Source organism: Xanthomonas euroxanthea (assembly GCF_903989455.1).
GTDB classification, from domain to species: Bacteria; Pseudomonadota; Gammaproteobacteria; order Xanthomonadales; family Xanthomonadaceae; genus Xanthomonas; species Xanthomonas euroxanthea.
In genome coordinates, this window is sequence record NZ_LR861803.1 from 4660010 (window position 1) to 4672575 (window position 12566).

The window sequence follows — 12566 nt, forward strand, 5'->3', positions numbered from 1 at the left end:
GCAGCACGCGTGAACCGCCATTCCGCGCTCTTGTCACGCACCCCATCACCTGCGTGCTGCGCAACGAGGTGACGGCCTCCATCGCCGCCTGGCCTGCTGCGTCATGCAGCGCCATGGACACGCCCCGGTAAGACAGCGGCGCTATATCTGGATGCCCGCTGCCAGACGCATCGAGGATGCCATGCCCACCGCCGATCCCGCCCGCCGCCGCGTGTTGCAAGGTTTGGGTGCCGGTTTGTTGCTGCCGGCCACTGCCGCTTGGTCCACGCGCAGTCTGGCTGCGCCGTCCGGGCGGCCGCTGATCACCGATGGAGTGCAGAGCGGCGATGTCGTGGATGGCCGGGCCATGCTGTGGAGCCGCTGCGACCGGCCGGCGCGGCTGCGGGTGGAATGGGATACGCGCCCGAGCCTGCGGCAGGCGCGTCGTGTGGATGGGCCGGTGGCCTTGCCGGCGCACGATTTCACTGCGCGGGTGGATCTGGGCGCGTTGCCGCGCGGTCAGGACATCTTCTACCGGGTGCGTTTCGAAGATGCCGACAACGGCACCTTGAGCGCGCCGGTGCATGGCCATCTGCGCAGTGCGCCGCAGGCACATGGCGATGTGCGCTTTGTCTGGAGCGGCGACACCGTCGGCCAGGGCTTCGGCATCAATCCAGACATCGGCGGCATGCGCATCTACAGCGCGATGCGCGAGCGCAACCCGGACTTCTTCCTGCACAGCGGCGACACCATCTATGCCGACGGCCCCGTCCCGGCCGAGCTGGTCGTCGAAGAAGGCAGGCGCTGGCGCAACCTCACCACCGCGGCCAAGAGCAAGGTGGCCGAAACGCTGGGCGAATTCCGCGGCAATTACCGCTACAACCTGCTCGATGAGCATGTGCGCCGCTTCAATGCCGAGGTCGCACAACTCTGGCAGTGGGACGATCACGAAACCACCAACAACTGGTCGCCCGGCAAGCAGCTGGACGCGCGCTATCAGGTGCGCGATATCCGTATGCTGGCCGGTCGTGCGCGCCAGGCATTCCTGGAATACGCCCCGATGCGCGGCGTGCGTGCCGATGGCGACGGTCGCATCTACCGCAAGATCAGTTACGGCCCGCTGCTGGATGTGTTCGTGCTGGACATGCGCAGCTATCGCGGCGCCAACAGCGACAACCTGCAACCGCAGCCGGGCGCGGACGCGGCATTTCTCGGTACGCAGCAACTGGCCTGGCTGCAGCGCGAACTGGCCGGTTCACACGCGCAATGGAAGGTGATCGCCGCCGACATGCCGATCGGCCTGCAGGTCCCCGATGGGCAGGACGCAGCGGGCCGCGCGCGCTGGGAGGCGGTCGCCAACGGCGATCCGGGCGTGCCGCGTGGGCGCGAACAGGAGATCGCCACGCTGCTGCGTTTCATCAGCACAGCGCGCATTCGCAACACGCTGTGGCTGACCGCCGATGTGCATTATTGCGCGGCGCATTACTACCACCCGGACCGCGCGGCGTTCCAGCAGTTCGAGCCGTTCTGGGAATTCGTGGCCGGCCCGCTCAATGCCGGCAGCTTCGGCCCCAATGCACTCGATGCCACGTTCGGGCCGACAGTGATCTTCCAGAAAGCCCCGCCGGCGCCGAACCTGTCGCCGCTGGCAGGATTTCAATTCTTTGGCGAAGTGGAGATCGATGCACGCACCGGCGTGCTGACGGTGACCTTGCGCGATCTGGACGGGGTGGCGCAGTTCCGTCAGCCGATCCTGCCGCATGCCGCGGCGCGGCCGGAACCTGCCTGAGACAGTGGTCGGGCCGCCACGGCACAGATCCACGGCCTGCACGTGCTGCAGCCCGATCAAGACAACGCGCTGGCGCTGCGGTGCAGAGATGCAGTGCGTTGATCGCCGCGCCTAGTCGGCCGGCGATGGATGGAACGCCAGTGCGGCGCGGCAGTCGGGTGCGGCCCACCACTCGTGCAGCCGCCAGTGTGCGGCCTGGCCCAGCGCCGGGTCGCACCATTGCAACTGCAATGCGCCGTCGGGTGCCACCGCGTAGGCGAGCCGATGCAGGCCGAACGACAGACCATGCCCGTACGCCTTGAGCAGCGCTTCCTTGGCACACCACAGGCGGAAAAACAGCGCCTGCTGCGCGTCCGGCTCCAGCCCGGCCAGCAGTGCGATCTCGTCGGCATGGAAGAATCGCTGCGCGATCTCCAGCAGCCGCGGGCGCGCGCGGATGCGTTCCAGGTCCACGCCCAGCCGCACGCGGTTGCCCAGGCCGACCAACAGATAATCGCCACTATGGCTCCAGCCGGCGTCCCAGTCGGGCAAGGCCGGTTGCAGCGACGGGCGCCCGCGCGCGTCACGCAGCAGCGGTACCCGGGCAGGTTCCAACGCCAGCGCCTGGCCCAGCAACTCGCGCGCCTGGGGCTCGCCGCGCTCGCCATGCCGATGCGGACGCAGCCACAGTTGCACCGGTCCGATGTGCCAGCTCGCGTACGCTGTCACGCTGCATGCACCAAGCACAACGCTCGCATCGGCGTGTGATCGCGCTCGACAGTCACTTCACGCCTGTCTGCGTTGAATGGCGTCCATGCACTACTTCCGGTGCAATCGAATGAGGAGTTCGGCAACATGGGCATCATCATCTGGTTGATCGTCGGCGGCATCGTGGGTTGGCTGGCCAGCATCATCATGCGTCGCGATGCGCAGCAAGGCATCATCCTCAATATCGTGGTCGGCATCGTCGGCGCGCTGATTGCCGGTTTCCTGTTCGGTGGCGGCATCAATCAGGCCATCACCCTGTGGACCTTCGTGTGGTCGCTGGTGGGTGCGGTAATCCTGCTGGCAATCGTCAACCTGTTTACACGTGGCCGCGTGCGTTAAACGACGTACACGCAACGCTGCAGAACCCAACGCCCGGGCTTGCCCGGGCGTTGCCGTTTCAGCCATCGACCGCAACCCGATCGGCCGGATGGTACACCCCGTCTTCCACCGGCACAGTGATGTTCAGCGCATACGGATTGACGCCTTCCAGGCAACCGACGTTATAGCCGTATTCATTGGGGTTGGAGCGCCGCCGGTGATGCGTATAGATCCCGCACACGCCGCAGAAATAATGCGCCGCGGTATGCGTGTTGAACTGATACAGCCGCAGCACGTCTTCGCCCTGCAACACATGCAGGCCATCGAGCGTGACCGAGGCGACGATGGCGCCGCGGCGGCGGCACATCGAACAATCGCAACGGCGCGGATCGAGCAGCCCGTGCGGCAGGTCCAGATCGATCTGCACCGCGCCGCAGTGACAGCTCAGCCGGTGCACCGCCCCGAGCGTGACCTCGCCAACCTTGTGCGTGCTACGCCGCAGATGCCGCTCGCTCATGCGCTGGCCTCGGCAAGCCGCACCCAGGCCGGCGCGTGGTCGCTGGGGCGCTCCCAGGTGCGTGGTTCGCGATCGATGCCCGCTTCCACCGCGCGGGCGCGCAACGCATCCGACACCAGGGTCAGGTCGATGCGCAGCCCCAGGTTGCGGCGGTAGGCGGCCTGGCGGTAATCCCACCAGCTGAAATGGCCGGCATCGTCGTGATGCTGGCGAAACGCATCGTGCAGGCCCAGCGCCAGCAGCTTGTTGAGGGCGCCGCGCTCGGCGGTGGAGGTGAGGATGTGGTTGTCGCTCCACACTTCCGGCGCGTAGACGTCGCGCGCATCCGGGGCGATGTTGAAGTCGCCCAGCACCACCAGCTGCCGGTGGCGTTGCAGTTCCTGCGCGATCCAGTCGTGCACCGCCTCAAGCCAGCGCAGTTTGTAGGCGTACTTGTCGGTGCCCACGTCCTGGCCGTTGACCACATACAGATTGATGATGCGCACGCCATCGACGGTGGCGGCGATCACACGCTGCTGCACGTCATCGAAGCCGGGGATGCCCATCTGCACCTCCAGCGCCGGCGAGCGCGACAGGATCGCCACGCCGTTGTAGGTCTTCTGCCCGCAGAACACGCTGCGGTAGCCCAGCGCGGCCAGGGCCGCATCCGGGAATTTGTGGTCTTCCAGCTTGGTTTCCTGGATGCCCACGACGTCCGGCGCGAAGTCCGCCAGCCACTGTTGCAGGTGCGGCAGGCGCACGTTGAGCGAGTTGACGTTCCAGGAGGCAATCTTCATGGCGCGGACCGTGATTCAAACCGCCAATGGTACCGCGCCGCCCGCGTGCGCTCAGGGCCGTGGCGCGATGCGTACCCCGAGCTGGTTGGCGACCGGGCGTTCGCGCCCCGGGATGCCGGTGTGGATGGGGCGATTGAGTGCGCGCACGCGCCCATCCACCCGCGCGGCCAGAATGCTGGAGCCGCCGCCGTCCAGGTTGATGGCGGACGTGGCGCCAAGCTGCTGCAGCACCGTGGTCAGCGCGTCCAGGGTGATGCCGGCGCTATAGCCCGGCTGGCGGCCGTCGGCGACCACCATCCACAGCGTCCTGCGCGCGCGATCCAGTCCCAGCGCGCTGCGCGGCTCGGGGCCGTCGTAGTACTGGGCGCGGCTGGCCTCGCGCCGCTGGCGCTTGCCGTCGCGCAGCAGCAGTGGGCCGGCCCCCACCCCCAGGCGGGTGCCCGGCGGGCAGCTGCCATGCACGATGCTGACCGCATTGCGCGCGCTCACGCACAACGCCGCATTGACGCGTGCATCGCTGGTGGCGGCGGCCGAATCCAGATGCCCCGCGTCGATCGCCAGGCCTTCGGCAGTGACGCCCTGCCCTGCCGCCGGCACGAACGCCTTGTCGAACAACTGCCCGCCCTCGAACGGCAGGAAGTAATCGGCATTGATCGCCAGCGCCAGGCCGTGGTCGCGCACGAACGCGGTGGTCGGCTTGGCCAGGAACTCGCCGCCCCCGCTGCGCTCGCCAGGGGTGCCCACCAGTTGCAGCCCGGGGGTGGCAAGATCGATCTCGGCGATATGCAGCATCACCGGTTGCGGTGCGCGCATGGCCTGCCGCCAGTAGCGCACGCCCGGCGCCAGCGTGATCGGCGCGCCAGGCGCCGGCACCGGCTGCACCAGCGGTTCGATGCTGACGCGTTCGCGTGCATGGGCGTGATCCAAGGCGGCCAGCACCGCGTCGATGCGTGCAGGTGGCGTGCGCAGCAGCAGCCGTTGGGTGGGCGCGGCTTGCAACACCTGCGCCAGGCCGGCGCAGCGCGCGCCGCGGCAGGCACTGGCATCGATGCCGACGCGTGCCGGGCCATCGGCATCGTCTGGTACCTGCAAGGCGATGCGATTGTGTTCGGCCGGTTTGCAGCGGCTCGCCGCCGCCAGCACATCGTCCGGCCATTGGCCCCAGCAGTCGCCGCTGACGAGGGTCTCCATTGGCACGAAGGGCGTGGCTGCCGATGGAGTTGCGGCATCGTCGGCACTGGCGCTGCCAGCCAGTGTTGCCAGCACTGCCAGCAATGGCGCCGATGCGCCGCGGCGATCAGAACGCATAGTCCACTCCCAGGTAATAGGCGCGGCCGTTGTCGAGCTGCTCGCGCATCAGTTGTCGGTCGGCACCGATCACCCGCGTCAGTCGCGCGTTGGTGAGATTGCGGCCCTGCACGGTCAGGCGCAGTTGCTTGCTGAAGTTCCAGGCCAGCTGCGCGTCGTAACTGGTGATCGGGTCGTAATAGCGGTCGTTGACGCGGTTGTCGGTGGCGGCCGAAAGCAGCTGCTGGCCGGTGTAGTTGGCGCTGACGCGCGCACTGAACCGGCCGATGTCGTACAGCAGCGAGGCATTGGCGCTGCGCCTGGGCGATTCCATCAGGCCGGGCAGCGCGCGGCGCGTGCCATCGGCCATCTGCACATCGGCGGTACGCGGGTCGAGCAGGGTCGCGTTGAACATCGCGCCCAGGTTGGACCAGGCGCCGGGCAGGAAATCGAAGCGTGTGTCGATGGCGGTCAATTCGATGCCCTGCACCTGCGCATCGCCGGTATTGATCGCCTGGGTGGTGGTGACCTGATAGCTGCCGACCAGGCCGCCGGGGTCGCGCTGGGTGTCGGTGCTGGTCAGGCGCACGATTTCATCGCCGATGCGCTTGTGGAACAGTGCCAGCGACAGCTGTGAATCGCGGTCCGGGTACCATTCCAGCGACAGGTCCAGGTTGTCGGCGCGACGGGGGCTTAGCAGTGGGTTGGCGATGCTGCGAGTGATGGTCAAGCCGGTGGCATCGACCACCGGGCTGCTGTTCTGGCCGATGTCGGCATAGGTGGGCAGACCGATGGTGCGGCTGCCGGCCACGCGCAGTTTCACTGCCGGGGTGATGTCCCAGGCCAGGTTCGCCGAAGGCAGCAGGAAGCGGCGGTCGCTGTCGGCCGATTGCTGCACGTAGTTGCTGGTGCTGTTCAAGGGCTGCGGCACCGCGCTACGTACGGCGCGCTGCAGGTATTCGTTGCGCAGGCCGACCGTGGCCAGCGTGCGCTCGCCATGCCAGGTGCCCATGACATAGGCGGCGCCACTGCGCTCGTCGATGCCGAAATCGCTGATCGCGCTGTTGCGGGCATTGGTGCTGGCCGGCACGTAGGCGCCTGGCGAGGCGGCAGCGAACGCGGCGACCCTGGCTGGGTCGATCAACAACAGGCAGCCCACTTCGGCGTAGGGGCAGATGCGCGCATCGTCGGTGCCGATCGTCGCCAGGCTCACGCGGCCGGCCGGATTGCGGCGGGCTTCATCCAGGTTGTAGCGCTGCTGCAGGTCGCGGTACTGCAGGCCGCCACGAAAGCCCCAGCCGCGCGCATCGGCATCGGCGTTCTGGCTGTAGTCCAGCTTGAACGTCGTCGTGTCGGTGCTGCTCTTTTCCACGCGGGTCAAGAAATACTGCTGGGTGTAGCTGGCCGCATTGCCGTAGTACCCCGGGTCGACCGGGGCGATGCGCGGGCGCGTGTCGTCGCCGAGCGCATACGCAAAGCCCAGCCGCGGGGAAGCGGCGGCGCTGAACACGTCCTCGCGGGTGTCCTGCCGGTACTTGCCGGTGGCGCGGTTGAGCAATGCGTCTACATGCCCTTCCGGATTGAGCCGGAAGCTGCCGCCCAGTTGCGCGTAGCGCAGCGTGCGGGTCTGGTCGAAATGGTTGGCATCCACCTGCGCGCTGCCCTGCGCGTAGCGGCCGTTGCCGGCGTCGGTGATCGTGGCATTGCCGACGCGGTTGATCCACTGCGAGCGACGCTGCTCGTCGTTGCCGTGCTCGAAGGTGCCGGCGCTGAAGGCCAGCCTCACGTCCTGGCCGTCGTCGTATTCCAGCTTGCCGAACACGCTGCGACGCTGGCGCAGGTTGTCGTAGCTGAGCGGGCGGAAGCGGTCCGGTGCGATCGCCAGGCCGTCCGGATCCAGACCGGGCGTGAGGGTCTGTCGCACACCGTTGGCGTAATAGCTGTAGCTGTCGATGGCGGTATTCAACGACGCCGAATCGCGCCGGAAGTAGTCGGCAGACAGCACCACGCCGAAGCGCTGGTCCGGCCCGAAGGTGTCGCTGAAACTGCCCTGCACCTGGCCCGATGGGGTGCTGCCCTGCAGCTGCCGGCGGTTTTCCCAATCGGCCAGGTTGGCGCGCACGGTGGCAAAGCGGCCGTCGTGATCGAAGGCGCTGCGCGTGCGCAGCGCGGCGATGCCGCCGATGGCATTGCTGTCCATGTCGGCGTTGAAGCTCTTGTAGATGTCCACCTGCTGCGCCAGCGAGGCGGGGATCACATCCAGCGATTGCACGCGCCGGCTGGTTTCGGTGGACGGCAGCGCCACCCCGTCGATCAGCACGTTGTTGTAGTCGGGGTTGAAGCCGCGCAGGCTCATGAACTGCGCCTCGCCGCGGCCGTTGTTGACCACCATCGACACGCCCGGCACCCGCTGCAGGGCCTCGCCCAGGCCGAAGTCCGGAATCGAGCCGATATCGTCGGCGGCCACGCCGTCGGACACCACGGCGGCCTCGCGCTTGGCGCCGATCGCCTGGCGGATCGACAGGTGCTGGCCGGAGACCTGCACCGCGTCCAGCTGCACCGGGGTGGTGTCGCTGGCCGGCGCGGCGGCATGGGCGCCCAGGCTGGCGTTCATGCACAGGGCCAGCAGGCCGAGGCGGGGACATGGGCGGGTACGCAAACGTGACATGGGATGACCGCGGATGGCAGAGGCCGCCAATTTAATAACTTACTGTGAATTAATTATTTCAGCCGAAGCGGGTAGACTGGCGCGTCCCCCGTGCCACCGCTCGCCATGCCGTCCACCGCTGCTGTCGCATTGCCGCCGCATTCGCCGCATTTCCCCGTCCTGAGCCGCAATGAGCGCGACATGCTCGACCGCCTGCGCCTGGCCGGCGTGCTCACCCGCGCCGACCTCAGCCGCGGCACCGGGCTGACCGTGCAGACCGCGGTGCGCCTGATCGAAGGCCTGCAGGCGCGCGGCATGGTCCACATGGGCAGCGGCGTGGCACGTGCCGGGCGCGGCAAGCCGGGGGTGGCGGTGTCGTTGAATCCGGCGCACGGCCACACCCTGGGCGTGTCCATCGCCACCGATGCGCTGACCCTGGCGCTGGTGGATTTCACCGGCCAGGTGCTGGCGGTCAGCGAGCTGCCGCTGGACGCACGCAGTGCGGATGCGGTGTTGCTGCAGCTGCAGGCCGGCGATGCGGCGCTGCTGGCAGGCCTGGAGCACGCGGCGGGGCCGCGGTTGGGCATCGGGCTGGCGATGAGCGGGTTTTTCACCGGGGAGGACGGGCGCATCAATCCGCCCGAACCGCTGCGTGCGCTTGGCGAGTTCGCGTTGGCGCCCTGGCTGGCGCAGGCCTGCGCGCAGCCGGTGTGGATGGACAACGACGGCAGCGTGGCCGCCGCCGGCGAAGCGATGCTGGGCGTGGGCCGTCGCCACCGCGATTTTGCCTATCTCTATCTCAGCTACGGGTTCGGTGGTGGCCTGGTCATCGATGGCCAGGTCATGCGCGGTGCGCGCGGCAATGCCGGTGAATTCGCCGGCATGCTGCCGGCGCAGAAGCTCGAACGCGCCACGCTGGAATTGCTGCGCGAACTGCTGGCCGCCGACGGCGTGGTGTTTGCCGATGTACGCAGCCTGCTGGCCGCCTACGACCCGCGCTGGCCGGCGATCGAACGCTGGATCGCGCGCAGTGCGCCGGGGGTGTCGTTGATCGTCTCGGCGATCACTGCGGTGTGCGACCCGGCAGCGATCGTGTTCGGCGGCCGCCTGCCGGCCGACCTGGCCCGGCGCCTGATCGCCGCCGTGCAGATCGACAACCTGCCGCGCCGCGGCCAGGCCAGGCCGATGCCCGTGCTGCTGCCGGCCGAGGCACCGGCCGACGCCTGCGCGATCGGGGCAGCCACGCTGCCGCTGAAGGCGCGCTACTTCCGTTAGTGCGCGCGCCGGCAGCGACGCCGCCTGCCGTGCACGCCATGCGTCTTCGCCCTGCCGCTGGCGCTACGGCAGCCTGCCCGGCGCGGAGGCTGCGTCAGCGCGCGCAGCAGCTGGCATGCAGCTCCCGTGCAAGCATCACCACCTGCTGCTCGGTGGCGGCATCCATCTCCTCGAACATCTCCTCGCCGCGCAGCGGGGCGGCAGGCGGCAGCGGATGTCCGAACGGCTGCTGGGCCACCAGTCGCCAGGCATCGCCGTACAGCGGCTCGGCGCTCGCCAGCAGCGGCGAGGACACGAACTGATCCAGCACCGGCATCGCCGCCCGGTTGCCCTGCATCGCCATCGTCTCCAGGTCGGCCAGCACCTGCTCGGCCTCGGCACGATCGGACCGGGAGAGCGGTTGCGGGCTGCCGTCTTCGGCGATGGCGGGTTGGCGCTCCAGCAGCAGGCCGGCGCGTCGACGCAGCAATTCCAGCTGCGCGTCGGTATTGCCGCCGGCGGCAGCCTGACGCAGCAGTTGGTCCACCTGCGCGTACTCGCCTTCGCCCACGTGCTGGCACGCCTTCAGCCGGGCAGCATGGTCGCGTGCGCGTTGCGACACCGCCGCGCGCGCGCCAGGCTCCGCCGGGTCCGCATCGCCAACGGACGGCGCCGGCGGCGCTTCGGCAAGCATGGCGCAGCGGCGATAGGCCTGCGCGCGCGCATACGACGCCGCGGCAAGCGCGCCCGGCGCGGCAGCGGCGCTGCTGCGCCCCGTTCCTGCAGCGCTGGCCTGCAGCGTCGCTTCGGCCTGGAAGTCCTGCCGCGCTCCGGTACCACAGGCTGACAGGGCCAGCGCCTGCGGCACGAGGAGCAGCCATCGGAACGGCGCGCCGCTCCCGCTCATTGCCGGATCCGCGGTGCATCCGCCTCGGCGCTGCGCTGGCCCTGCTCCGAGGACGCCAGACCCGCCGCTTGCGCAGAGCGGTCCCGCACCAGCTGGGCGATGGCGCGATCGCGCAGTTCTTCGCGCAGCTGGGCTTCGATCATCCCGCCCACGGTGTCGAGGGTGGCGGTGTGCTTTTCCTCCAGGCGGATCAGGTGATACCCGCCGGGGCCGCGCACGGGGCCGGACACTTCGCCCACCGCCAGCGCACGCACCGGCGCCGCGAAAGGGGTGTCCAGGTACAGGCCGAACATCGACGACAACTGTCCCCCGTCGGCGGCAGTGGCACCATCGTCGGATTCCTCGGCGGCCAGTCGGGCGAAATCGCCTCCACGCGCGATACGACGGCGCAGCATCTGCGCACGCTCCAGGGCCTGCGCCTGACTCAATGGATGACTGCGCCGCGGCGCCGACTCCGGCTGTTCGGCGATGAAGACATGGCTGAGCCGGAATTCGTCGAAGTCGCCCGGCCGTTCGGCGAAACGCCGTGCGATAGCGGCCTGCGACACCGTCACGCTCTGCAACAGGTGGTCGCGCTCGGCCTGCGCAAGCACGGTGTCGGCAGCCTCGCGCAGCAGGGCCGCGGTTTGCGGATCATCGGCAAGGCCTTGGCGCCTTGCGTGTTCGGCCAGGACCGCGCGCTCGATGGACGCAGCGGCGCTGTCCGCATTGTCGCGGCGTGCCTGTTGCGCTGGCGCAGCCTCTTTGCCCGCATCTGCGTCTGCCGGCGACGCAATGGCAGCCTGCGTGATCATGCAGGCAGCGAGCAGCAGCAAGACGCAGCGCCTCGCGCGTGCAGGACCCACAGAAACGTTGAATGACCTGGACATGACATCTCCCTCCGAAACAGCGGCGATTGACGCTTGCCAGCCATCCGGTGCGGCAACCTCGGCCGCACCGGATGCCGTCAAGGCGTTACGGGGCGTAATGCGAAATGCGCCGCCCGTTGATCTTCAGCGTGCGCATGGTCGACTTCGGGTCGTCGGTGGTAATCAGCCCGAACCGCTGCGACATCAGGAAACCGATGTCGCCGCGGTGGTCTGCGGTATCGGATTTGCCCTGGTACGAGGAATACAGTTGCGACAATCGGTAGCAGCACGAACCGTTGTTGCTGATGAACTCGCCGGCACCCGGGCCATCGGGAATGGCCTGGAAGATGGCAATGCGCTTGCCCTCGGCACGCGCTGCGTTCTTCTGGCCCTGCAACAGGCCATCGTCCTGCTTGACGTTGATTTCCAGCGTGTGGGCATAGCGCTGCCATTCGACGCGACTGGCCGGCACATCGATCTTCGCCAGCATGTTGGTGGTGTAGACCGGGATGGCATGCACATACCGGGAGTTGCCGACAAAGGCGGCCGGGTGCGGGAACAACGTGGCGTTGACCTTCATCGCCACGACCTGCTCGGGATGATCGGGAAACGCCTTCAGGGCAGCGGTGTGTACCGCGCGCACGCCATCGGCCGACTTGACGTCGAAGATCAGCGGCAGCTGCATGTTGTTGCGCTTCCAGTACGCAAACAACTCGTCCAGGCTGTACATCTCCCACCCGGTGACGGTGCCACGGTCCGGCGTGAGCAGGTGCAGTCGCTTGATGTTGGCCAACGACAGGCTGCTGACCAGCGGGTTGGCGCCCTGGTTGGTTCTCGGGTTGTACTTGGCACCCCCGACGACGGTATACACGTCGGTGGTGCGCCCAAGATTGAAGTCGTGGCTCAGCACCGGCATGCCGTCCTGGGTCACCTTGACGTCCAGCTCGACGCCGTCCATGCACTGCACGTCGGCATTGAGCACGGCGCGGCTGGAGTTTTCCGGAATCGCTGGATCGCCCGAGTATTTGCCCCACAGGCCGCGGTGGGCCAGCACCAGGGTATCGGCGGTGAACTTGTCGTTGAGGATCTCCGCCATCTTGTTGGCGGTATTGCCACAGGATGCCGCAGCAAGTTGCGGCATGGCCGCCAGCACGGCCAGCGCGCCGAGCAGGCGGCAGGCACGGGCCAGGGGATGTGGAACGAGGGTGGTCGGCATGGTCTCTGTGTCCCGGTTCGTAGGTGCAGCAAGGGCAAGGGATGGACGAGAGCCGACAGGTCGACGCAATCGGCGGACTCGCTTGCAGCGCACTCGCCAGCCGGTCGATACCGGGGGTGAGGCCAAGCCGTGCGTGATCAGCGTTCGGCTTGTGCGCCAATTTAGTCACCCTAGATGACTTAATTTCTTCGCTGGTGTTGCGGTTGTTCGCGATCGCGCAGGCATTGCGTGCAAAACGAAGCGGACGATGCGATCGCATCGATGCCACGCGAGGACGCAGC

At 68.1% G+C, this 12566-nt stretch carries 11 protein-coding genes; 3 read left to right on the plus strand and 8 right to left on the minus strand.

Annotation, left to right across the window (positions count from 1 at the left end):
• The first annotated feature begins 181 nt into the window (after positions 1 to 181).
• Positions 182 to 1768 carry an alkaline phosphatase D family protein gene (locus tag H7A86_RS19475; RefSeq protein ID WP_119131837.1) on the plus strand — a complete coding sequence of 529 codons (1587 nt, stop codon included), beginning with the start codon at positions 182 to 184 and terminating at the stop codon, positions 1766 to 1768.
• A gap of 111 nt (positions 1769 to 1879) precedes the next feature.
• Here the strand turns inward: H7A86_RS19475 and H7A86_RS19480 are convergent, their stop codons facing one another.
• Entirely contained in the window at positions 1880 to 2476 is a 597-nt protein-coding gene (locus H7A86_RS19480; protein WP_119131552.1) for a 4'-phosphopantetheinyl transferase family protein, read from the minus strand.
• Positions 2477 to 2602: 126 nt separating this feature from the next.
• Between H7A86_RS19480 and H7A86_RS19485 the strand changes: the two genes are divergently transcribed.
• Positions 2603 to 2854 carry a GlsB/YeaQ/YmgE family stress response membrane protein gene (locus H7A86_RS19485; protein WP_016901812.1) on the plus strand — a complete coding sequence of 84 codons (252 nt, stop codon included), beginning with the start codon at positions 2603 to 2605 and terminating at the stop codon, positions 2852 to 2854.
• Between the two features lie 58 nt (positions 2855 to 2912).
• On the opposite strand, the gene H7A86_RS19490 is transcribed toward H7A86_RS19485, so the two are convergent.
• Genes H7A86_RS19490 through H7A86_RS19505 form a run of 4 tightly spaced genes read right to left on the minus strand, consistent with a single transcriptional unit; the run spans position 2913 to position 8027 of the window.
• A complete protein-coding gene (locus H7A86_RS19490) occupies positions 2913 to 3350 on the minus strand; it encodes a GFA family protein (RefSeq protein ID WP_119131551.1) in 438 nt (145 codons plus the stop codon).
• On the minus strand, positions 3347 to 4126 hold the full coding sequence (gene xth, locus H7A86_RS19495) for an exodeoxyribonuclease III (RefSeq protein ID WP_104649893.1): 780 nt from the start codon (positions 4124 to 4126) through the stop codon (positions 3347 to 3349). The genes H7A86_RS19490 and xth overlap by 4 nt, the downstream gene beginning before the upstream one ends.
• 51 nt (positions 4127 to 4177) lie before the next feature.
• Positions 4178 to 5434 (minus strand): phosphodiester glycosidase family protein, encoded by a 1257-nt coding sequence (locus H7A86_RS19500; protein ID WP_119131550.1) that lies wholly within the window; start codon positions 5432 to 5434, stop codon positions 4178 to 4180.
• The gene (locus H7A86_RS19505) at positions 5424 to 8027 is read right to left on the minus strand and encodes a TonB-dependent receptor (RefSeq protein WP_232099134.1); all 2604 of its coding nucleotides are present in this window, start codon (positions 8025 to 8027) and stop codon (positions 5424 to 5426) included. Before H7A86_RS19505 ends, H7A86_RS19500 begins: the two co-directional genes overlap by 11 nt.
• 159 nt (positions 8028 to 8186) lie before the next feature.
• Here H7A86_RS19505 and H7A86_RS19510 point away from each other — a divergent pair, with 159 nt between their 5' ends.
• Complete coding sequence (locus H7A86_RS19510; RefSeq protein WP_166767142.1) at positions 8187 to 9335, plus strand: ROK family protein; 1149 nt, start codon at positions 8187 to 8189, stop codon at positions 9333 to 9335.
• A 94-nt stretch (positions 9336 to 9429) separates the two neighbouring features.
• On the opposite strand, the gene H7A86_RS19515 is transcribed toward H7A86_RS19510, so the two are convergent.
• From H7A86_RS19515 to H7A86_RS19525, 3 genes are all read right to left on the minus strand, one after another.
• On the minus strand, positions 9430 to 10221 hold the full coding sequence (locus H7A86_RS19515) for a hypothetical protein (protein WP_119131547.1): 792 nt from the start codon (positions 10219 to 10221) through the stop codon (positions 9430 to 9432).
• Complete coding sequence (locus H7A86_RS19520; RefSeq protein WP_180707958.1) at positions 10218 to 11015, minus strand: peptidylprolyl isomerase; 798 nt, start codon at positions 11013 to 11015, stop codon at positions 10218 to 10220. Before H7A86_RS19520 ends, H7A86_RS19515 begins: the two co-directional genes overlap by 4 nt.
• Positions 11016 to 11175: 160 nt before the next feature.
• Positions 11176 to 12210: a glycerophosphodiester phosphodiesterase family protein gene (locus H7A86_RS19525; RefSeq protein ID WP_232087986.1), complete on the minus strand. Its 1035-nt coding sequence runs from the start codon at positions 12208 to 12210 to the stop codon at positions 11176 to 11178.
• Positions 12211 to 12566 lie beyond the last annotated feature (356 nt).

Excerpts from the sequence above, each read along its gene's own strand:
- H7A86_RS19475 (WP_119131837.1), top strand. The coding sequence starts at position 182 with ATGCCCACCGCCGATCCCGCCCGCCGCCGCGTGTTGCAAGGTTTGGGT.
- H7A86_RS19520 (WP_180707958.1), bottom strand. The coding sequence starts at position 11,015 with ATGATCACGCAGGCTGCCATTGCGTCGCCGGCAGACGCAGATGCGGGC.
- H7A86_RS19490 (WP_119131551.1), bottom strand. The coding sequence starts at position 3,350 with ATGAGCGAGCGGCATCTGCGGCGTAGCACGCACAAGGTTGGCGAGGTC.
- H7A86_RS19510 (WP_166767142.1), top strand. The coding sequence starts at position 8,187 with ATGCCGTCCACCGCTGCTGTCGCATTGCCGCCGCATTCGCCGCATTTC.
- H7A86_RS19525 (WP_232087986.1), bottom strand. The coding sequence starts at position 12,210 with ATGCCGCAACTTGCTGCGGCATCCTGTGGCAATACCGCCAACAAGATG.
- H7A86_RS19505 (WP_232099134.1), bottom strand. The coding sequence starts at position 8,027 with ATGAACGCCAGCCTGGGCGCCCATGCCGCCGCGCCGGCCAGCGACACC.
- H7A86_RS19515 (WP_119131547.1), bottom strand. The coding sequence starts at position 10,221 with ATGAGCGGGAGCGGCGCGCCGTTCCGATGGCTGCTCCTCGTGCCGCAG.
- H7A86_RS19485 (WP_016901812.1), top strand. The coding sequence starts at position 2,603 with ATGGGCATCATCATCTGGTTGATCGTCGGCGGCATCGTGGGTTGGCTG.
- xth (WP_104649893.1), bottom strand. The coding sequence starts at position 4,126 with ATGAAGATTGCCTCCTGGAACGTCAACTCGCTCAACGTGCGCCTGCCG.
- H7A86_RS19500 (WP_119131550.1), bottom strand. The coding sequence starts at position 5,434 with ATGCGTTCTGATCGCCGCGGCGCATCGGCGCCATTGCTGGCAGTGCTG.